At 70.4% G+C, this 19,413-nt stretch carries 20 protein-coding genes; 13 read left to right on the top strand and 7 right to left on the bottom strand.

The window, feature by feature from the left end; genetic code table 11:
- The first annotated feature begins 60 nt into the window (after window positions 1–60).
- The 5 genes from Ate02nite_RS25465 (at window position 61) to Ate02nite_RS25445 (ending at window position 5,094) form a co-directional block, all read left to right on the top strand.
- Window positions 61–1,200: an FIST N-terminal domain-containing protein gene (locus Ate02nite_RS25465; protein ID WP_203809819.1), complete on the top strand. Its 1,140-nt coding sequence runs from the start codon at window positions 61–63 to the stop codon at window positions 1,198–1,200.
- Window positions 1,201–1,218: 18 nt separating this feature from the next.
- Window positions 1,219–3,399, top strand: a complete 2,181-nt coding sequence (locus Ate02nite_RS25460) for a PAS domain-containing protein (protein ID WP_203809817.1) — start codon at window positions 1,219–1,221, stop codon at window positions 3,397–3,399.
- 57 nt (window positions 3,400–3,456) lie between these two features.
- Window positions 3,457–3,945 carry a permease-like cell division protein FtsX gene (locus tag Ate02nite_RS25455; RefSeq protein WP_203809815.1) on the top strand — a complete coding sequence of 163 codons (489 nt, stop codon included), beginning with the start codon at window positions 3,457–3,459 and terminating at the stop codon, window positions 3,943–3,945.
- Window positions 3,946–3,985: 40 nt separating this feature from the next.
- Window positions 3,986–4,474: a permease-like cell division protein FtsX gene (locus tag Ate02nite_RS25450; protein ID WP_203809813.1), complete on the top strand. Its 489-nt coding sequence runs from the start codon at window positions 3,986–3,988 to the stop codon at window positions 4,472–4,474.
- Window positions 4,475–4,881: 407 nt separating this feature from the next.
- Window positions 4,882–5,094, top strand: coding sequence for a hypothetical protein (locus tag Ate02nite_RS25445; RefSeq protein ID WP_203809811.1), 213 nt, complete (start codon window positions 4,882–4,884; stop codon window positions 5,092–5,094).
- On the opposite strand, the gene glgX is transcribed toward Ate02nite_RS25445, so the two are convergent.
- On the bottom strand, window positions 5,088–7,196 hold the full coding sequence (gene glgX, locus Ate02nite_RS25440) for a glycogen debranching protein GlgX (RefSeq protein ID WP_203809809.1): 2,109 nt from the start codon (window positions 7,194–7,196) through the stop codon (window positions 5,088–5,090). The genes Ate02nite_RS25445 and glgX overlap by 7 nt on opposite strands.
- 341 nt (window positions 7,197–7,537) lie before the next feature.
- Here glgX and Ate02nite_RS25435 point away from each other — a divergent pair, with 341 nt between their 5' ends.
- Window positions 7,538–8,386: an SMP-30/gluconolactonase/LRE family protein gene (locus tag Ate02nite_RS25435; RefSeq protein WP_203809807.1), complete on the top strand. Its 849-nt coding sequence runs from the start codon at window positions 7,538–7,540 to the stop codon at window positions 8,384–8,386.
- 93 nt (window positions 8,387–8,479) lie between these two features.
- Here Ate02nite_RS25435 and Ate02nite_RS25430 read toward each other — a convergent pair whose 3' ends face one another.
- From Ate02nite_RS25430 to Ate02nite_RS25415, 4 genes are all read right to left on the bottom strand, one after another.
- Window positions 8,480–8,749, bottom strand: a complete 270-nt coding sequence (locus Ate02nite_RS25430) for a flagellar biosynthetic protein FliQ (RefSeq protein WP_203809805.1) — start codon at window positions 8,747–8,749, stop codon at window positions 8,480–8,482.
- A gap of 74 nt (window positions 8,750–8,823) precedes the next feature.
- On the bottom strand, window positions 8,824–9,453 hold the full coding sequence (locus Ate02nite_RS25425; RefSeq protein ID WP_203809803.1) for a maleylpyruvate isomerase N-terminal domain-containing protein: 630 nt from the start codon (window positions 9,451–9,453) through the stop codon (window positions 8,824–8,826).
- 24 nt (window positions 9,454–9,477) lie between these two features.
- Window positions 9,478–10,620, bottom strand: a complete 1,143-nt coding sequence (locus Ate02nite_RS25420) for a hypothetical protein (protein WP_203809800.1) — start codon at window positions 10,618–10,620, stop codon at window positions 9,478–9,480.
- A gap of 63 nt (window positions 10,621–10,683) precedes the next feature.
- Window positions 10,684–11,169, bottom strand: a complete 486-nt coding sequence (locus Ate02nite_RS25415; RefSeq protein ID WP_203809798.1) for a ricin-type beta-trefoil lectin domain protein — start codon at window positions 11,167–11,169, stop codon at window positions 10,684–10,686.
- A 92-nt stretch (window positions 11,170–11,261) separates the two neighbouring features.
- Between Ate02nite_RS25415 and Ate02nite_RS25410 the strand changes: the two genes are divergently transcribed.
- The 3 genes from Ate02nite_RS25410 to Ate02nite_RS25400 all read left to right on the top strand — a co-directional run bounded on the left by Ate02nite_RS25410 (window position 11,262) and on the right by Ate02nite_RS25400 (window position 14,956).
- Complete coding sequence (locus tag Ate02nite_RS25410) at window positions 11,262–11,687, top strand: DUF1810 domain-containing protein (RefSeq protein ID WP_203809796.1); 426 nt, start codon at window positions 11,262–11,264, stop codon at window positions 11,685–11,687.
- A 52-nt stretch (window positions 11,688–11,739) separates the two neighbouring features.
- Window positions 11,740–13,275 (top strand): purple acid phosphatase family protein, encoded by a 1,536-nt coding sequence (locus tag Ate02nite_RS25405; RefSeq protein ID WP_203809794.1) that lies wholly within the window; start codon window positions 11,740–11,742, stop codon window positions 13,273–13,275.
- An 82-nt stretch (window positions 13,276–13,357) separates the two neighbouring features.
- The gene (locus tag Ate02nite_RS25400; RefSeq protein ID WP_239147676.1) at window positions 13,358–14,956 is read left to right on the top strand and encodes a purple acid phosphatase family protein; all 1,599 of its coding nucleotides are present in this window, start codon (window positions 13,358–13,360) and stop codon (window positions 14,954–14,956) included.
- Window positions 14,957–15,016: 60 nt separating this feature from the next.
- On the opposite strand, the gene Ate02nite_RS25395 is transcribed toward Ate02nite_RS25400, so the two are convergent.
- Complete coding sequence (locus tag Ate02nite_RS25395; protein ID WP_203809793.1) at window positions 15,017–15,616, bottom strand: hypothetical protein; 600 nt, start codon at window positions 15,614–15,616, stop codon at window positions 15,017–15,019.
- Between the two features lie 67 nt (window positions 15,617–15,683).
- Between Ate02nite_RS25395 and Ate02nite_RS25390 the strand changes: the two genes are divergently transcribed.
- The 3 genes from Ate02nite_RS25390 (at window position 15,684) to Ate02nite_RS25380 (ending at window position 17,530) form a co-directional block, all read left to right on the top strand.
- Entirely contained in the window at window positions 15,684–16,394 is a 711-nt protein-coding gene (locus tag Ate02nite_RS25390) for an ankyrin repeat domain-containing protein (RefSeq protein WP_239147675.1), read from the top strand.
- Entirely contained in the window at window positions 16,391–16,543 is a 153-nt protein-coding gene (locus Ate02nite_RS25385) for a hypothetical protein (protein WP_203809791.1), read from the top strand. Before Ate02nite_RS25390 ends, Ate02nite_RS25385 begins: the two co-directional genes overlap by 4 nt.
- A gap of 63 nt (window positions 16,544–16,606) precedes the next feature.
- Window positions 16,607–17,530: a helix-turn-helix domain-containing protein gene (locus Ate02nite_RS25380; RefSeq protein WP_203809790.1), complete on the top strand. Its 924-nt coding sequence runs from the start codon at window positions 16,607–16,609 to the stop codon at window positions 17,528–17,530.
- On the opposite strand, the gene Ate02nite_RS25375 is transcribed toward Ate02nite_RS25380, so the two are convergent.
- Complete coding sequence (locus Ate02nite_RS25375; protein ID WP_203809789.1) at window positions 17,504–18,121, bottom strand: hypothetical protein; 618 nt, start codon at window positions 18,119–18,121, stop codon at window positions 17,504–17,506. The genes Ate02nite_RS25380 and Ate02nite_RS25375 overlap by 27 nt on opposite strands.
- Window positions 18,122–18,226: 105 nt before the next feature.
- Here Ate02nite_RS25375 and Ate02nite_RS25370 point away from each other — a divergent pair, with 105 nt between their 5' ends.
- Window positions 18,227–19,396 carry an acyl-CoA dehydrogenase family protein gene (locus tag Ate02nite_RS25370; protein ID WP_203809788.1) on the top strand — a complete coding sequence of 390 codons (1,170 nt, stop codon included), beginning with the start codon at window positions 18,227–18,229 and terminating at the stop codon, window positions 19,394–19,396.
- The last annotated feature ends 17 nt before the right edge of the window (window positions 19,397–19,413 follow it).

Here is a 19,413-nt window from a genome sequence, read left to right as displayed (position 1 = left end):
AGCTCAGCTAAGCTCCGCTGCCGCGGGGTCGAAAGGAAAGGCGGCAGACGGGAGAAATTCATGGTCACGACGACTCTGCCCCGAAGCGGGCAGCACATCTCCGCCGCATCCGTGGCGTCGCACCTGCCCGACGGCGCCGCCGCGGTGGCCGAGATCGCCGCCGCGCTTGGTTCCCAGGCCGATCTCTACACCGTGTTCGTCTCGACCGGTTACGACCTCGAGGTGGTGGGACCGGCACTCAAGCAGCACTTCGGCGACCAGGTCATCGGATGCACAAGCTCCGGAAACATCGGACCGAACGGTTACGAGCGGACCGGCATCTGCGCGGCCGCGCTCACCGGAGGCGGCCTCCGGACCCGGACGATAACCGTCGGTCCGCTCGACGACACCGCCACCGCCGTCGAACAGGCCGGCTCGGCCCTGGCCGGGCTGCGGGCGGAGCTCGCCGACGACGGCGAGGGCTTCGCGGTGTTGCTCACCGACGGGCTCACCCGTAACGAGGACCTGCTGGCCGCGAACCTGATGGCGACGCTGGGCGACGTACCGATCGTGGGCGGCTCGGCCGGCGACGATCTGACCTTCGCGCACACCGCCGTCTATCACGACGGAAAGTTCCTGGTCAACACCGCCACGGTCACCCTGGTCCGGGCCGAGGCGCCGTTCCTGCTGTTTCGGTTACAACATCACGACCCCACCGACACCATCCTGGTGGCGACCGATGTGGACGCCGACCGGCGGATCATCCGGGAGTTCAACGGACGGCCCGCTGCCTCGGCGTACGCGGAGGCGGTCGGCGCTGACCTGGCCGACATCGGGCCGACGACGTTCTCGACGCATCCGCTGCTGCTGAAGGCGGCCGGGTCGAGCTGGATCCGCAGCATCGCCGCGCTCAACGACGACGAGTCGCTGAGCCTGTTGGCCCGGGTCGACACCGGTGACGTCCTGCGGCTCGGCCGCCCGGTGGGAATGCTGGAGAAGCTCGCCGAGCGGTTCGACGCGGTCGGCGCTGAACTCGGCTCGATCAGCGCCGTGCTCACCTTCGACTGCATCCTGCGCCGCCTGGAGTTCGAAGAACACGGGCTGGCCGACGAGGTGGGCGAGTTCCTCGCCGAGCACCGGGCGATCGGCTTCAGCACGTACGGCGAGCAGTTCAACGGAATGCACATGAACCATTCCCTGGTGGCTGTGGCGTTCGGCTGACCGATCCGAGGAGACCCGATGACCGACACGGCGACGAGGCCGGGGACCGACGAGACCGCGGTGCTGCGCCGGACGGTCGAGGAACAGCGGCGCACCATCGACGCCCTGATCGTCGCGGCCGAGCGGCGCACCACCGGGGAACCGGACAGTTCGGCCCTGGCCACCTGGCAGCGCAACATGACGTTGCAGCGCCGTCTGGTCGAACGCACCGAGCGCATCCGCAACGCCGAACAGCTGCTGCGGGCCGTCGTCGACTCGATCGACGCGGGGTTGTGCATCCTGGACGGTGACGGCCGGATCGTCGACACCAACCAGGTGTGGGGCACGATGCTGAACCGCGCGAGTGGTGACCGCACCGCGACCAGCTTCTTCAAGCTGGCCGGCGGGGCGACGGACGGGCTCGGCGCGCTGACCCGCGAGGCAGCCACCATGGTGCGGCTCATGCTGGACAACCAGTCGAGCCAGGTCACCGCCGCCCATCAGGTCGAGACGGCCGAGGGCCCGCGCTGGTGGCGGATGCGGGCCGACCCGGTGCGCGGCCACGGCGACGCCCAGGCGGTGCTCACCCTCACCGACGAGACGAACGCCGTCCGTATTCAGGAGGAGCTGCGCCAGGCCACCCGCGAGGCCTCCCGGCTGGCCCTGGTAGCCCGGCACATGGAGGACGGCGTCGTGATCGCCGACACCGAGGGCCGGATCGAGTGGGTCAACGACGCCTTCACCAAACTGAGCGGGTACACCCGGGCGGAGGCGACCGGGCGGCTGCGCGCCGACCTCCTCGGCACCGATACCCTCCCCCTCGTCGACCTCGCCGCGCTAGCCGTCGGCGGCTCGATGGTGCTGCCCGAGTTCGAGAGCCGGACCAAGGACGGGCGGCCCTGCTGGATGCGCGTCGTGCTGTACCGGGTCACGGACGACGAGGGCGTCGTCAGCCTGATGGCCGTCGAACGGGACATCACCAAGCGGTACAACGCCGAGCAGGCCCAGCAGGCGGCCAAGAACCGTGCCGAGGCGCTCGCCGACGAGCTGTCGGTGGAGAAGGCGGTGCTGACCGGGGTCATCTCGTCGATTCCGCACCTCATCTACTGGAAGGACGCCGAGGGTCGCTACGTGGGTCACAACGCGGCGTTCCTGGCCACCCGCGGACTACCGGCCGGCAGCGATCTCACCGGCCGCACCGAGAACGAAATCGGCGCGGCCGACGACCTCGCCCGGCTGCTGTCCCAATTGGAAGCCCGCGTCCTGGACACCGGCGAGCCGATCGTCGACCATCACGCCACCGTGACCGGCCCGGATCGCACCGTGCGTACCGTCCTGATGAGCGCGCTGCCCCAGCCCGTGGGCGACGGCCGGGTCGGCGTCATCGGGATCGGCGCCGACGTCACCCGGATCAGCGCGCTGGAACGCCAGCTCAACCAGACCAACCGTCTCGAGGCTATCGGCCAGCTCGCGGCCGGCATCGCTCACGAGATCAATACCCCGATCCAGTTCATCTCCGACAACACCCGGTTCGTCGAACAGTCCTTCACCCAGCTGCTGAACGCCGTCACTCAGGTCCGTGAGCCCATCGTCGCCGTCGATCCTGACCTCGACCTCGACTTCCTCGTCACCGAGGTGCCCACCGCGATGACCGAGTCGCTGGAGGGGCTCGCCCGGGTCGCCCAGATCGTCCGGGCCATGAAGGACTTCTCGCACCCCGGACACGGCCGTGGTGACGTCGACCTCAACCGCGCGGTCGAGAGCACCTCTCAGGTCGCCCGCAACGAATGGAAGTACCACGCCGAACTGACCCTCGACCTAGGCGCCGACGTCGGCCTCGTGCCCTGCTACGAGGGCGAGCTCAAGCAGGTCATCCTCAACCTCATCGTCAATTCCGCGCACGCGGTCGAGGCGGCCGCATCGCAGCGTGGCGGCGGGCTCGGTCACATCACGGTGCGCACCGCGCGGGCACCGGACGAGATCCGGATCGTCGTGGCCGACGACGGAATCGGCATGGACGACGCCACCCAGCAGCGGATCTACGACCCCTTCTTCACCACCAAGGAGGTCGGCAAGGGCACCGGACAAGGGCTGAGCATGGCGTACGCCACCATCGTCCAGAAACACGGCGGCACCATCCACGTCAGGTCCAGCCCCGGAGCGGGCGCCGAGTTCACCATCACCATCCCCACCCACGTGCCGGACACGACTCCGGAGTGACGCCCTCCGGTTCGCACGGGGCATCGGATCGGCGCGTGTTGTTGTAATTTCGGCGCCGTGACCGACGTAGTGGAGACCCAGGCGCCGCGCCCGGTTCGGCTGTGGCCGGTGGCGCTGATCGTGGCCGCATTGTCTCTGCTGCTCGGGGCGGTCATCGGCGTCGGTGGGCCGGTCCTGGCCGGGTGGCAGAAGGCCGAGCGGCGCGACTTCGTGGTGTGGGTGCTGGTGAAGAACGAGGCGACGCCCGAGCAGCGGGACGCGATCGGCGCCGTGCTACGGAAGATCCGGGCCAAGGACGCCGTGAAGTTCGTCAGTTCCGCCGAGGACCTCGCCAACGCCAGGAAGGACCCGGGCAGCGCGGCCATGTCGGAGGCCCTCGCGGGCGCCGACGTGACGACCTGGCCGCAGCGGTTCGAGCTGACTGTGACCGGCATCGACTTCCGCTGCGACCAACTGGCCGGGCTCCGCGGCCTGGCCGGCCTCGACCGGGTCCGGGTGGGCATGGTCGCCACCGCGAGCCGGCCGGGCATGGAGCTGGTCTGCTGAGGGGCATCGCATCGGCGCGCTTTGTTGTAGCTTCGGCGCCGTGACTGACGTACTCGAGGCTGTTCCGCCCCGACCGGCGAAGATCTGGCTGGTCACGATCGCCGTGTCGGCGGTGTCCATGGTGCTCGGCGTGGGGGCGGCCGGTGGGGCGCTCTACCTGGCCGGGTGGCGGCAGCCGGTGGTGCGCGAGTTCCGGGTGTGGGCCGCCCTCAAGACCGACGTCACCGAGCCGCAGAAGGCCGCGGTGCGGGCCGAGCTGGGCCGGATCCCGGCCACGGACGGCGTGAAGTACACCAGCTCGGCCGAGGCCTACGCGCGCACCAAGGAACTCATGGAGAGCCAGAACATGACGGCGTACCTGGAGGGCCTCGACGCCGACAGCATGCCGCAGTCGTTCGAGCTGATCACGACCGGCACCGAGTTCCGGTGCGCGCAGCTGGCCGCGGTCCGGGCCCTGCCGGGCCTCAGCGACGTCCGGGTCACCATGGTGCCCACCGGCAAGCGTCCGGGCGGGCCGGTCGCCTGCTGAAAACTTGCCGGCCGGCGCCAACCATTCGCCGCCCGCCGAGCGTCTGGGATGCCGTGGAGACCACTGAGGACGAGTCCGGATGCCGGACCGGCCCGGCGCCGACCCGGCCGGGCCGGGCCGGCCACCCTGCGCCTAGCCCTGCGGGCGCTGATCAAGGTGCCGGATACGGCGTACGGCCTGACCGTGTCCCCGGACCACCGCCTGGTCGCCTGGGCCGAGATCGACGAGCTGGGCAGCCAGGTGCTGATCGTGGCCAACCCGGACGGCACCGGCCGCCGGAAGGTCCTCGACCACGTCCTGTGCACCGGCGGCAACGTGCCCACCTGGCTGCCGGACTCGAAACGGATGCTGGTCGCCGAGGACGACCCGGCCAAGCGCATCCTCCTGGACGTCTACTCGCCTTCCGGGTGGTGGACACGGAAACCGGCCGGGAGGTGCCGTTACCGGCCGAGATCGCCCCGGCCGCCAAGCTGGACGCCGAGGTGCACCCGGTCGCCGGGAACCGCCTGCTCGTGCGGATCACCGGCGACCGGGATGACACCATCTACCTGCTCGACAAGACCGGGAAGATCCTGGACCGGGAGCCGGAGGCCCTGCGGGACGCGGTGCTACTTCAGTAGCGGCAGCGCAGCACCTGCAGGGCGTGCCCGGGGACGACCACCTCGCTGCCGGCCCGGGCGGTCTTGCGCCGCTGGGCCAGCAGCGGGTCGGCGGTGTTCACCACGACCTCCCAGGTGCGCCCGAACTCCCGCGGCGGCAGCGTGAACGACACCTGGTCGCCGAGCGGGTTGAACAGCAGCAGGAACGAGTCATCGATGATGGCCTCGCCGAGCGCGTCCCGTTCCGGGATGCCGTGCCCGTTGAGGAACACTGTCATGGTCATCCCGCCGGCGGTGTTCCAGTCCGGCTCGGTCATCGGCTCGCCGTCGCGGCGCAGCCAGGCGATGTCCGGCACCTTGGTGTCGCCGACCAGGTCGCCGGTGAAGAACCGGCGGCGCCGGAAGATCGGGTGCTCGGCCCGCAGCTTGGTCAGGTTGGCCGTGAACCGGGTGAGGATGTCCTGGTTGCGGGCGTCCTCCCAGTCGACCCAGGACAGCTCGTTGTCCTGGCAGTAGACGTTGTTGTTGCCGTGCTGGGTGCGGCCCAGCTCGTCGCCGTGCGCGATCATCGGGACGCCCTGCGACAGCAGCAGGGTGGCCAGGAAGTTGCGTTTCTGCCGTTCCCGCAGCGCGACGATGTCGGCGTCCTCGGTGGGGCCGTCCACCCCGCAGTTCCAGGACCGGTTGTGGCTCTCGCCGTCCCGGTTGTCCTCGCCGTTGGCGCCGTTGTGCTTCTCGTTGTACGACACCAGGTCGTGCAGGGTGAACCCGTCGTGCGCGGTGACGAAGTTGATCGACGCGATCGGCCGCCGGCCGTCCACCTCGTACAGGTCGGAGCTGCCGGTGAAGCGGGACGCGAACTCGCCGAGGCTGGCCGGTTCGCCGCGCCAGAAGTCGCGCACCGAGTCGCGGTACTTGCCGTTCCACTCGGTCCACAGCGGCGGGAACCCGCCCACCTGGTAACCGCCGTCGCCGACGTCCCACGGTTCGGCGATCAGCTTCACCTGCGAGACGATCGGGTCCTGGTTGACCAGGTCGAAGAACGCGGCCAGCCGGTCCACCGAGTGGAATTCCCGGGCCAGCGCGGCGGCCAGGTCGAACCGGAACCCGTCCACGTGCATCTCGGTCACCCAGTACCGCAGCGAGTCCATGATCAGCCGCAGCGACTCGTGGTGCCGCACGTTCAGGCTGTTCCCGGTGCCGGTGGTGTCGTAGTAGTACTGCTTGTCCTCGTCGACCAGGCGGTAGTACGCCGGGTTGTCGATGCCCCGGAACGACAGGGTCGGGCCCATGTGGTTGCCCTCGGCGGTGTGGTTGTAGACCACGTCGAGGATGACCTCGATGCCGGCCTGGTGCAGGGCCTTCACCATCGACTTGAACTCCTGCACCTGACCGCCGTGCCCGCCGAACGAGTGGTAGTCGTTGTGCGGCGCGAAGAAGCCGATGGTGTTGTAGCCCCAGTAGTTGGTCAGGCCGCGTTCGACGAGCGTGGAATCGTGCACGAACTGGTGCACCGGCATCAATTCCACGGCGGTCACGCCGAGTTTCTTGAAATGCTCGATCATGCGCGGGTGGGCGAGCCCGGAATAGGTTCCCCGGACGTCCTCGGGAATGCCCGGGTGCCGCATCGTGATGCCCTTGACGTGGGTTTCGTAGATGACCGTCTCCCAGAACGGGATGCGCAGCGGCCGGTCGTTGGTCCAGTCGAAGAACGGGTTCACCACGACGGATTTCTGGGCGAACGGGGCGGAGTCGGCGTCATTGCGCGACAGCGGGTCGCCGAACCGGTAGGCGAACAGCGCCTCGTTCCACTCGTTGTGCCCGTCGATCGCTTTCGCGTACGGGTCGAGGAGCAATTTGCTGGGATTGCACCGCAAACCGGACGAAGGGTCGTAAGGCCCATGAACTCGATACCCGTAGCGCTGCCCCGGGACGATCCGCGGCAGGTAACCGTGCCAGACGAGCGCCTCACGCTCCGGCAGGTCGATGCGCGTCTCGGTGCCGTCGTCGTCGAACAGGCACAACTCGACGCGCTCGGCGACCTCGGTGAAGAGCGCGAAGTTGGTGCCACCACCGTCGTAGGTGGCGCCCAGGGGGTACGGATTGCCCGGCCAGATCCTCATACCCGCACTGCTTCCCACAAGTCCCCCCGCGCAATCCCGGCCCGAACCCGGAGTCAAACCCGTCACAGCCAGGAACACAAGGCGAACAATCAACATCGTCTTGTCGTGCCCGGGCGCGTGGTACGGACCGCCGCTCCCGCCGGGACGCGGACGGGCCGGGCAGGGCGCGGGGCGCCCAGAGCGCCCGGCCCGTCCGCGCGACGTGCGTGAGCGGTCCCGCTTAAATCAAAACCTGATCGATGCACATCATTCTAAAAGGGCTCTTTAATTTTCGTTCAGGTCTGGACTCGAACCACGTGAATTGGGCAGTATCGAGCGCGCTGCCACTGAGGAGATCGCCAATGCGAAGCGGTTCCGTGATGACCGGCGTTTTCCCCGACACCATCGACCTGCCCGCCGGATTCGCTCCCGAGGGCATCGCGATCGCGGATTCCGCCGCCTACCTGAGCTCCCGGGCGACCGGCTCGATCTACCGGGCCGACCTGGCCACCGGTGCCGGCGAGATCGTGCACACCGGCCCCGGCACCCCGACGACCGGCCTGAGGATCGACACCAACGGCCGGGCGTTCCTGGCCGGCCGCGACATCCGGGTCATCGCCACCGCCACCGGCACGCTGCTCGCCACCCACCGGCTCGGCACCTCGTCGTACCTCAACGACGTGGTCCTCACCCGGGACGCCGCCTGGTTCACCGACTCGTTCAGCGCCACCCTGTACCGGTTGCCGACCGCCCCGCTCGACGCCACGGTCACCGCCCTGCCGCTGACCGGCCTCACCGTCGCCGCCGGCACCGTCAACCTCAACGGCATCTGTGCCACCCCCGACGGCCGCGCCCTGCTGGTCGTGCAGTCCAACACCGGTCTGCTGTTCCGTGCCGACCCGGCCTCCGGCGCGACCACCCGGGTGGACCTGGCCGGCGCCACCGTCCCCAACGGCGACGGCCTGCTGCTGGACGGCCACACCCTCTACGTGGTGCAGAACCGGCTGAACGCCGTCGCGGTCTTCACCCTGAACCGGCACGGCACCGCCGGCGTCCGCACCGCCACCATCACCGACCCGCGCTTCGCCATCCCGACCGCGGCCGCCACCTTCGGCGACCACCTCTACGTGGTCAACGCCCGGCTGACCACCCCGGTAACCCCCGGCGCCCGCTACGACGTCGTCGCCGTCCCCCGGAGACCAGGTCCGTAGCGATGGCCGCCCGCATCACGCTAACGGATTAACACGGACAAAACGTCCTCCCGAACGGCCGGCGCCTGGTGATCGGCGTCAGCGCGGCGCAGGTCAGCTGAGCAGCATCGGGAGTTTTGCGAACAGCTGTTCGGTGTAACCGACCATCTCGTGCAGCATCCAGTTGCCGGAGAACAGCAGCGCGGCGCCGCAGGCGGCGGCCTTGGGGACGAAGGCCAGGGTGGCCTCCTGGATCTGGGTCACCGACTGGAACAGCGAGATCGTGAAGCCGACCCCGAGCGCGGTCAGCAGCACCGGGGCGGCCATCTTGGCGGCGATGGTCATGGCCTGCAGACCCAGCTCAACAATCATCGTGTCGGTCATACCTATCACTTCGGGCGAAACCGCAACCCGACAAGTGTTAACCGGTTGCAATCCGGTTCGGGCCGCCGGAATCCTCAGGTTCGGAGCACCGAGAACTTCGCGGTCAGCTCGCCGCGCCCGGTGAGGGCCCGCAGCACCGTCTCCCCGTCGCCGACGGCGACGGCCACCCGCGCGGCCTGGCTGGTTGCCTCGGCGAGGGCTTCCGGACCCATCCCATGCGGTACGCCGATCGCGCCGGCCAGATCCATCCCGTGCACCACCAGCTCGAACGTCCGGGTCGGCAGCCACTGGCGCACCAGCATCCCGCCGGCCGCGGTGGTCACCACGTCATCGTCCCCGGCCGAGGCGACGGCCTGGGTGGCCCGCCCGGCCATCTCCCGCACCGCGTCGAGCAGATCGTCGCCGAGCATCAACCCGGTGGCCCGCGCGTCGTCCCCGGAAGCGGCGACGGCGGCCGCGTAGGTCTCGGCGGGCACCGACCGGGCCAGCGCCCAGTAGTCCTCGGCACTGGCCACCGCGACCACTTCGGCCGGGGTGCCGAGCACGCCCGGAACCTGCCGCAGCGCCGAGCTCACCGTGTGCCCGACGAGCTCCCGCAGCGTCCAGTCGCCCAGCGCCGGCTCGTCCCACCGCCCCGCCGGCACCCGCGAGACGAGGTCGACATAGGCGACGGCGGCCGAGCGGTAGGTCCGGCGAAAGTCCATGCCGCCCATTCTCCCCGGCCGCGGTCAGCCGGGCCGCGGCGGCCAGTCGCCCGGCTGCTGCGGCGGGCCGGGCGGGCCGCCGCGAGAATGCCGGCCGTTCTCCTCCGGCTCGTCGTCCGCCTCCGGCTGCGCGTCGTCCGCCGGGTACGAGGACAGCCAGGCCGGCTGCCGCAGTCGGCTGCTCGTCTCGTAGAGGTGCGCGTTCTCGGCGTGGTTGTCCCCGCCGGCGTGGGTGTCGTGGCCGGCGTAGCCACCCTGGTTCCAGGCCTCCCCGGACCCGGTCGGCTGGTAGGTGCCGAACTGTTCACCCGGGTCGTAGTTGCTGTACCGGTCGGCCGCGCTGTAGTCGCCGTGCCGCCCGTAGGGCGTGTTGTACCCGGGCTGCTCGGCGGACTCGTGGCGGCCGGCGGTTCCTTCGTGCCGGCCGGGCTGGTGCCAACCGGGCACTGGTGAACCGCCGGGTTCCCCCGGCGGGGGAGCGGCCGGAGACTCGGGCTGGGCGGCAGGTGGGCGGGCCGGTTCGATGGCCCGGGCCGGGCCGGCCGGGGCGCCGAGCGGCGGGTGCGGGTCGGGCGGCGGTGGGGGCGGGTTCAGGCCGTGCAGAACCCCGGGCAGATTGGCCGGCGGGCCTACGGCCGGTGCCGCCGCCGGAAGCCCGGACGGCATCGGCGGGCGCGACCCCGGCGTGGGTGCGACCCACTTGGTCGGTGGCAGCGTGGGCGGCGGCAGGTTGGACAGCCCGGACAGCCCGGACCGAGGTGGGGCGTCACTGCCGCGCTCGGCGGACCCGTCCTCGGCCCCGCCGCTGCTCAGTGGCGGCGGCGGAGCCGGGAACGGGGTCAATGGGGTCGGGGCGGTCTTGGGCCCGTACGCCTCGGGAGTGAAGCCGGCGGCGAACCGGCTGGCCCGCACCCGGCGTTGTTGCCGCCGCATGTGCAGCACCAGCACCACCGGCACGGCCATCAGGCCGTAGAAACCCCGGCTCACCTCGGGGGCCGGGTCGGCCACCGCGAGCAGCGCCGCGTACCCGAGGAAGGCGACCGCGAACAGCCCGTCGATCACCCGGGTGAAGCCGCGCTGGTCGAATCCGCGCACGGCGAGGACCGCCAGGGCCAGGCCGCTGAAGGCCAGCAGACCGACATAGACGTGGAACTCGCCGTCCGACATGGGTGCCTCCCGTGATCAGGTAGGACATGTCCATCCTCGGACGGCGAGGCCGCGAATGTAGGCCTAACGGTGCCATTTCTGGTTGAGCTGGCCGTTGCAGTCCCACACCTGGACTTTGGTGCCGTTGTGGGTGCCGCCCGCGATGTCCTCGTCGAGGCAGCGTCCGTCGTTGCGGCTGGTGATCGAGCCGTCGGCGTGGAAGTCCCACTGCTGGTTGAGCTGGCCGTTGCACACCCAGAGCTGGGCCTTGCTGCCGTTGCGGGTGCCGCCGGCGATGTCCTCGTCCAGGCACCGGCCGTCCCACGAGCTGCGGATCGTGCCGTCGAAGTACGACCGCCAGCTCTGGTTGCGGGGCACGTTGCCGAAGCACTGCCAGGTCTGCACCTTGGTGCCGTCGTGGGCCGTGACCGAGTTGTCGGCGTCCAGGCAGCGGCCGTCCTGGCTGCTGATCAGGGCGCCGGTGGCGGCGTGTGCGGGGCTCGCCGGCAGGACCAGGGCGACACCGGCGAGGGCCACGGCGACGAACGCCTTGCTGAGTACCGCGCGCATCAGTTCCTTCTCCTCCTGTGCGGGCGGGGGGCCGATTGCACTGTAGGCCGGTCGGCCCGGCCGGGAGGCCGGAACGCGGAGAGGATGATGCGATGGTGGACTTCGATCTGGAGCGGTTCGTGGTGGCCCAGGAGCGCATGTACGCCGACGCGCTGGCCGAGATCAGGGCGGGCAGCAAGGAAACCCACTGGATGTGGTTCGTCTTCCCGCAGGTGGCGGGCCTGGGCCGGAGCGCGATCGCGCAGCGTTACGCGATCAGTGGCCGCGCCGAGGCGCGGGCCTATCTGGCTCATCCGGTGCTCGGCCCGCGCCTGCTGGAGTGCGCCACCGCCATGCTCGAGCACGAGAAGTCGGCGACCGAGATCCTCGGCTGGCCGGACGACCTGAAGCTGTGCTCGTCGATGACCCTGTTCGCCGAGGTGGCACCCGACCGCACGGTGTTCGACCGGGTGATCGCGCGATTCTGCGGCAATCCCGACCGGCGCACTCTTGATCTCCTGGACCAGGACCAGAATTAACCTATAACGGCTGATAAAGTGCTACATCATGCGCTTAGGGGATTTACCACGCATGGGGCTGCCGGATGACCTGGCCACCCGGCTCAGCCTGCCCGAACAGCATGAGTACCTGACCCGGCGCGTCCGGCGCCGGACCCTGCTCGGCGCTGCCGCCGGGTTAACCGCCGTGCCGGGCTTCGTCAGCCGCCGAACCGAACTGCCCGGTGACCTGGTCGTCCCGTTCGGCCGGCACCTGGCCTGGGGAGCCAACCCGCGCCGCCAGATGCGGGTCGGCTGGCAGGTCCCGTACCCGGTCCGGCAGCCCTTCGTGCGGGTCGGCAACTCGCCGGAGACCCTGGACCAGCGGATCGACGCCGAGCTGCGGCCGCTGCGCACCGAGGTCAAGGACCTCATCCCGGCCACCGACCAGTACTACGTGCACGCCGCCATCGACGACCTGCTGCCCGGCACCCGGTACTACTACGCGGTCGGCCACCTGGGCCTGGACGCCGCCGCGCCGGCCCGGATCGACTCGTTCCGGACCGCACCCAGCCGCCGCCGGCTCGCCCCGGCCTTCACCTTCACCGCGTTCGGTGATCAGGGGGTGAGCAGCCACGCGCTGCGCACCGACGGTCAGGTCGCCGCCCAGGACCCGGTGTTCCACCTGCACGCCGGCGACCTCTGCTACGCCGATTCGAGCGGGCAGGGCCGGCCGGAAGACCTCTACAACCCGCTGACCTGGGACGAGTTCGTGGTCCAGAACGAGCCGGTGGCCGCCTCGGTGCCGTGGATGGCGACCCTCGGTAACCACGACATGGAGGCGATCTACTCGCCGAACGGCTACGGCGGCCAGCTGGCCCGCTGGGAGTTCCCGGGCAACGGCCCGGCCCAGGGGGTCGGCGTGTACTCGTTCATCTACGGCAACGTCGGCGTGATCGCGCTGGATGCCAACGACATCTCGTTCGAGGTGCAGGTCAACCGGGGTTACACCGGCGGCGCCCAGACGAAGTGGCTGAACGAGCGGCTGCGGTTCCTGCGCGACCAGCCCGACGTCGACTTCATCGTGGTGTTCTTCCACTACTGCGCCTTCTCGACGACGACCTCGCACGCCTCGGACGGGGCGGTCCGCAACATGTGGGTGCCGCTGTTCGACAAGTACGCCGTCGACCTGGTCGTCAACGGCCACAACCACGTGTACGAGCGGGCCGACGTGATCAAGCACGGCCGGGCCAAGCGGACCCCGATCGGGTCGACCGTTCACCCGGCGTCGGACGGCACCACCTACATCACGGCCGGCGCGGGCGGGCGCGGCCTTTACGAATTCGACAGCCATGACTCGTACGCGGGCCGGGAGAAGGACCGCGAAGAGATCCGTTCCTACGTCTGGAACGCGGCCGGCGACCGGGTGCACGAAACCGTTTCCTGGTCCCGGGTGCGATATACCGGTTATTCGTTTCTCGCGGTGGACGTGAATCCGGCGGATGAGGGCGGAACGACCACGATGACCCTCCGAGCCGTTACGGAGAAGGGCGTCGAAATAGACCGGGTCGTGCTTTCCCGGAAAGCGGCCGGGGGCTCCCGCCTGCAGTTGAGCGACGCGGTGGCGTGATATTTAATTCGACGTACATCAAGTCTTTTACATAACCGGCGACGTTCAATCTGATTTAACTGGGCCGATCGACCATGCGGGCATGGACATCCCACGCATGGGCCTGCCCGACCACCTCACCGCCCGGTTGAGCATGTCGGAGCAGCACGAACTCCTCACCCGGCAGCGGGGCCACCGGCGCCGGTCGGTCCTCGCGGCCGGGGCCGCGGTCGCCGCCGGTGCGGTCGCCGCCGGCGTGCCCGCGAACGCCGCCTCGGCCACCGTCTGGCACCAGCCGACCAAGGTGCCCGGCAAGCTGGTCGTCCCGTTCGGCCGGCACCTGGCCTGGGGGCCCAATCCACGCAGCCAGGTGCGGGTCGGCTGGCAGGTCGCGCACGCGGTGAAGCACCCGTTCCTGCGCTTCGGCGACGCTCCCTGGAACCTCGGCCACCGGGTCGGCGCGGAGATCCGCGCCCTGCACTCCGAGTCGTCGACCATCGCGGCCACCGATCAGTACTACGTGCACGCCGCGATCGACGGCCTGCAGCCCGGCCGCACCTACTACTACGCGGTCGGCCACGACGGCTACGACCCGGCCGACCTGTCCACCTTCGGCCGGATCGACTCGTTCACCACGGCGCCCACCCGCCGTAGCGTTCCGGAGTCGTTCACCTTCACCGCGTTCGGTGACCAGGGCGTCAGCTACCACGCGCTCGGTAACGACGGCCAGGTCGCCGCCCAGGACCCGGTGTTCCACCTGCACGCCGGTGACCTCTGCTACGCCGACTCCAGCGGCCTCGGCCTGCCCGCCGACACGTACGACCCGCGCACCTGGGACCAGTTCCTGGCCCAGACCGAGCCGATCTCCGCGTCGGTGCCGTGGATGGCCTCGCTGGGCAACCACGACATGGAGGCGCTGTACTCCGAGAACGGCTACGGCGGCCAGCTGGCCCGCTGGGACTTCCCGGACAACGGCCCGGTCCAGTCCGAGGGCGTCTACTCCTTCGTCTACGGCAACGTCGGCGTCATCTCACTGGACCCGAACGACGTCTCCTTCGAGATCCCCGCCAACTTCGGCTACACCGGCGGCGCCCAGACGAAATGGCTGGACAACCGCCTGAAATGGCTGCGCGACCAGGACGACGTCGACTTCATCGTGGTCTTCTTCCACCACTGCGCCTACTCCACGACCACCGCGCACGCCTCCGAGGGCGGCGTCCGCAACCAGTGGGTCCCGCTCTTCGACAAGTACGGCGTGGACCTGGTCATCAACGGACACAACCACATCTACGAACGAGCCGACGTCCTCCAGGGCGGAAAGTCCAAGAAGACCCCGATCGGCGCGACGGTCCACCCGGCCACCGACGGCACGACGTACGTCACGGCCGGCGCCGCGGGCCGCAGCCTCTACGCCTTCGCCGTCCCCGACTCCTACGCCGGCCACGTCAACGACGTCGACGAGGTCCCGTCCTTCGTCTGGGCATCCGGCGCGGTAAAGGTGACCGAGAACGTGACCTGGTCCCGGGTCCGCTACACCGGGTATTCATTCCTGGCAGTCGATGTCCAACCGGCCTCCGCCGGCCGCACGACAACCCTCACCCTGCGTGCGGTAACCGAGGCCGGCGACGAGATCGACCGAGTGGTCATCGCCCGCGAGGCGGGCGGCAAATCCCGAGGCCGTCTCAACGACAACGCTTCCTGAAAGTACGGGCATCGGGCCCTCAGAAGCAGCAGCGGACCGGCGTGGCATTCGGGCGCGAGCTCACTGCCACCCCGGGCCGCGGGGCGCCTCTCGCGTGTCCGCCCCATGAAGGAAAAGATCGACCACGTCCTCGGCCCGCATCGGCTGCTCCTCGTTCGGGGCCCGGGTGCAGAACCGGGTCAGGCCGAGAAAGATCTCCGCGAGGGCCTCGGCCGGAAGACGCAGGTGCTCCTCCTCCGGCCGCAGCAATCGCACCACGGCCGGCCGAATCTCCGGCAGGCTGCCGAGGGCCCGGAAGTCCTGACCGCTGAGTGCCTGGTCGCCGCCCGGCTCGAGCGTTTCCAGCTCGGTGCGGACACGCTCGTAGTAGTCCCCGAGGACGCCGATCACCTCGAGGAGCCGCGCCGCGACCGGCTGATCCACCCGGATCGCCTCCATCCGCCTCACCTCCGCGGCGGGATCGCTCACCGCGCTGATGTGGGCCACCATCGCGGACATGCATGCCTGGACGACCGCCTCCTTGTCGGCGAAGACGGCCCGGAGTTCGGCCTCGCCGATTCCCGCCGCCCCGGCAATCCGGGCCATGGTCAGCGTCTCGTACTCGCCGATGAGGGGTATGACCACCCGCACGACACGCCGGCGAAGTTCCTCTGCGCTCATTCCGGCCGCCTGTCCGCTCAGGGTCCGTTACCCCGCACGCTAGTCCGTGCCCGCTATGGTGTCCGGTGTGGCAGCTGACGTGCTGGTTCTCGACGCGGAGGATCCGCTGGCGGCGGCCGTGGTCGCGGCCGTCCGAGACGGCGACGTCGCGGCCTTGAGCCGGCTGCTGGCCGAGCAACCCAGCCTGGCCACGGCGCGAATCGGGGAGGCCCGCACCCTGCTGCACGTGGTCAGCGATTTTCCCGGCCATTTCCCGAACGGCCCCGCCACCGTTGCCGCCCTGGTCGCCGCGGGTGCCGACGTCAACGCCCGGTTCGTCGGCCGACACCAGGAGACCCCGCTGCACTGGGCCGCCAGCTGCGACGACGTAGACGTGCTCGACGCCCTGCTGGACGCCGGCGCCGACATCGACGCCCCGGGCGCCGTGATCGCCGGCGGCACCGCCCTGGACGACGCGACCGCGTTCGCCCAGTGGCAAGCCGCCCACCGCCTGGTCGAACGCGGCGCCCACACCACCATGTGGCACGACGCCGCCCTCGGCCGCCTCGACCAACTCTCCGCGTACTTCACCGGCCCGGAGCGGCCGGCGCCGGCCGAGGTGAGCGATGCGTTCTGGGCCGCCTGCCACGGCGGCCAACTCGCCGCCGCCCAATTCCTGCTCCATCAGGGCGCCGACCCACACCGCATCCCCGGCTGGGAAAACCTCACCCCGCTGGACGCGGCCACCCGCAGCAACGCCGACGATGTGATCGCCTGGCTGAGCGAACTGCCCCGATGACCCTGCTGCTCGCCCCCACCAGCCGGTGGCGACCGCCGATCGGGCCTGCCGGCGAGCCGGGCCGGGCGGCCGGGTCGACGTCCCGCCAGGACAGCCGGGACAGCTCGGCGATCTTGACTCGGTCGGGGGTCATCTCCGGCCTTCCGTAGGGCAGCCGGCCAGCCTAACGGCTCTCCCCGCCGTGCGGGGCCCGGCGCTAGAGTCCCAGCCTCATGACGGCCTTGGAGCCGGCCGCGCTGCGGCTGCTCGCCACCCTGTTGCGCTCCCGCCCAGCCACCCGGGCCGAGCTGCGAAAACTCCGCGCCCGGCCGGACGACGCCGACCGGCTGCTGGACCAGCTGATCCGGGCCGGCTTCATCGGGGAGGAGGACGATGGCCGGCTCAGCTATCGATCGCCGGACCGGGTCGTCGAGGAGCAGGCGCGCGGGCTGGCCGATCTGGTCGGGCTGCTGCCGGAGCTCAGCCGGGAGTGGCGGCAGGGTACCGGCGACCGCACCACCCTGGACGTCGAGCTGGTGCACGGGCACGAGGAGCAGTGGCGGGCCTGGGCCCGGCACGCCGCGCTCACCCCGCCCCGGGCCCCGCTCAACCTCTATCCGAGCCTCGACGTGCTCGGCGATCTGATCGTGCCGGAGCTGCCGGAGGTGACCCGGCCGTACCCGGACGGCATGGGCAACGCCCGGGCGATCCTGCCGGCCTCGGTCGTGGTCACCGCCGAGGACCGGCGCATCGTGGACGGGATGGTCGCGGCCGGCATGCGGGTACGGCTGGCCCGGCACGTCGCCACCTGGCTGTACTCCGACCCGGAGGTGCTGTGCGCGCTGCCGGTGGTGTGGGGCGAGCACCCGCCGACCAGCATCATGATCTGCCACGACCCGGCGGTGCGGGCGCTGGCCGCCGCGTACGCCGAAGGGGTCTGGATTTCTGCCTTGCCTTATCGGCAGCCCCGGCCGGAATGGCCGGACGTGCTGCGGATGCTCGCGCTCGGCCTGTCCGACCGGGCCATCGCCACCGCGCACGGCACCTCGCAGCGCACGGTCGAACGGCGGATCGCGGAGGCGATGGCCCACTACGGGGTCGGCACCCGGTTCGAGCTGGGGATGACCTGGTCAGCGAAACAGGTAGACGAAGGGTGACCCGGTCACCGTCAGGTTGAGGCTGCCGTCCGCGCAGGTGAACGTCATCGGGATGTTCCCGAGCGTCGTTCCGGGCATGCTGACCGGCGAGTTCGCGGTCCGCCCGTTGATCGCCACCTTGGTGTCCACGTCGATCCCGCCGGTCCACGCGCCGACCGGCCGCAGCGCGTTGCCGTCGGCCTCCCAGCGCCCGGCGGTGTCCCCGGTGTGCTTCTGGGTCATCACCATGGTGAGCCCGCCGGACATGTCGACGGTGACGGTGGTCGTGGTCCGGTCGGAGATCCGCACCCCCAGATCAGAACCCACAGTCAAAATCTGATCACCGGCGATGTGTACGTCGGTGACGTCGATCCCGCGCATGATGCCCCGGAACTGGCTCTCCAGGTCGGGTTTGGACACGTGCCAGGGGCTGCCCGCGACGAGGCACCGCAGGTCGGCCTCGGCTGGCCCGGTCGTGGCCGCCTCCGTCGTGGCCGCCTCCGTCGTGGCCGCCGCTGCTCCGGCGGCCGGGGTTTCGGGTGCGGAGGGGGTGTCGTCGGTGCGGCAGGCGGAGAGGAAGAGCACGGCGAGAACTGCGATCCATCGCTTCACGGGCGCTGATGCTAGGGCCGGGAAACCTTGGGGCGACCAGGGTGGACGCGGCGGACTTCCGACACGGCGGAGACCCGAAGCGCGCTGGCGTCCTAACATGTGGACATGTCGATGACCCATGACGAAGCCGTCGCCGTTGCCCACGAGGTCGCCCGCGGGCTGGCGCCGGGAGCGATCGAGCGTGATCGCAACGGTGCGCAGGCCGTACCGCAGGAGGCTCTTGATCTTCTTGATGGGTCCGGTCTTCTGGCCGTCACGGTGCCGAGCGCCGACGGCGGGCCCGGGCTGGGGCCGCGCACCCTGGCCGAGGTCGGCCGGATCGTCGCGGCCGCCGACCCGGCCATCGCGCAGGTGCCGCAGGCGCACTTCCTGATGGTCGACCTGCTGGCCGTGCACGGTGGCCCGGACCTGCGCAAACGCCTCTACGCTGCGGTCCTCGCCGGTCAGCGGATCGGCAATGCCCTGGCCGAGCGGGGCGGCCAGCATGCCCAGGACCTGAAGACCCGCTTCGTGCACGGCCGGCTCGACGGCGTGAAGTACTACACGACCGGGGCGCTGACCAGCGCCTGGATCGCGGTGAGCGCGCTGACCGAGGACGGCCGGCTGGCGCTGGTGTTCGTGCCGCGCGACGCGGACGGGGTGCGGGTGGACACCGACTGGGACGTGATCGGGCAGCGGGCCACGATCAGCGGCACCGCCACGTTCAGCGGGGTGCCGGCCGAGCTGTGGCTGGACTACAGCTCGGTCTACGAGGTGCCGCAGCAGTTCGGCGCCCGAGCCCAGCTCTACCACGCCGCCATCGAGGTCGGCATCGCCGGCGCGGCCCTGGCCGACGCCCGCACCTACCTGCGCGAGAAGGCCCGCCCGTCGACGGAGGCCGTGCGCACCGGCGCCGCGAAGGCGACCGACGACCCGCACGTGCTGCACCGTTACGGCCGGCTGGCGTCCCGGGTCCGGGCCGCCGAGGCCCTGCTGGCCGAGGCAGCGCGAACGCTCGACGAGACAGGCCTGGTCCCGGCCGACCCGGACGCCGCCGCCCGAGGCTCACTGGCGGTGGCGGCGGCAAAGGCCTTCGGCAGCGAGGTGGCGGTGGAGGCCGGCAGCGAGCTGTTCACCTTGTGCGGCACCAGCGCGACAGCGGCGAAGTACGACCTGGACCGTCATTGGCGCAACGCCCGAACCCACAGCGTCCACGACCCGATCGACTGGAAATACCACCACTTGGCCGCCTATGACCTGGCCGGCGTCCAGCCTCCGAACCACGGTCAGCTCTGACCGGTGCTCCCGGCCGC

The sequence above is a fragment of the Paractinoplanes tereljensis genome (assembly GCF_016862435.1).
Classification (GTDB): domain Bacteria; phylum Actinomycetota; class Actinomycetes; order Mycobacteriales; family Micromonosporaceae; genus Actinoplanes; species Actinoplanes tereljensis.
Note: the sequence above shows the minus strand (reverse complement) of the source record. Positions and strands in the feature narration are given on the sequence as shown.